Genomic DNA, 524 nt, shown 5'->3' on the forward strand with positions numbered 1-524 from the left:
AGAGGAGCTATTCCAGAGGCAGTAATCAAACTTCTATCAGTTACTGCGTATTCTTGCTTATAATATTTTTCTCCTGCATAGCTTGGACAGACCATTTTAAGATATCCCAGGTCATTGCTTGTATGAGCTCGCTTATCTAATACTCCTTCCATAGCAAGTCCTATTGTAGCACCACAAATTGCCCCTACAACAATACCTTTATCTAAACATTCTTCAGCCATTCTTATAATGGGAGCATGAATTGATTCTGTCCATGTACTCCCACCAGGTAGAATCAAAGCAACTGTCTCTTCAATACTACACTCCTTAAGTTCAATTTCTGGCAATATTTCTAGACCTCCCATTGTAGTAATAGGGTTCTTGTTAATTCCTACAGTTACTATTTTTAGAGGCATTAATCCCTTTTTGTAGTACCTTCCCGAATTGATTTCAGTACTTAAATAACCTATTTCCCAGTCTGCCATTGTATCAAATACATAAAGATATACTTTGTTTTTCATTTTCTATTCCTCCACTTTCATTTT

1 protein-coding gene is annotated in these 524 nt (G+C 36.1%); it reads right to left on the minus strand.

Annotated elements, in window-relative coordinates:
* The coding region (locus tag KPL44_RS25140; RefSeq protein WP_216256133.1) for a type 1 glutamine amidotransferase family protein at positions 1–500 on the minus strand (500 nt) is incomplete at its 3' end.
* Positions 501–524 lie beyond the last annotated feature (24 nt).

Source organism: Clostridium sp. DSM 17811 (genome assembly GCF_018861905.1).
Taxonomy (GTDB): Bacteria; Bacillota; Clostridia; order Clostridiales; family Clostridiaceae; genus Clostridium_AD; species Clostridium_AD frigoriphilum.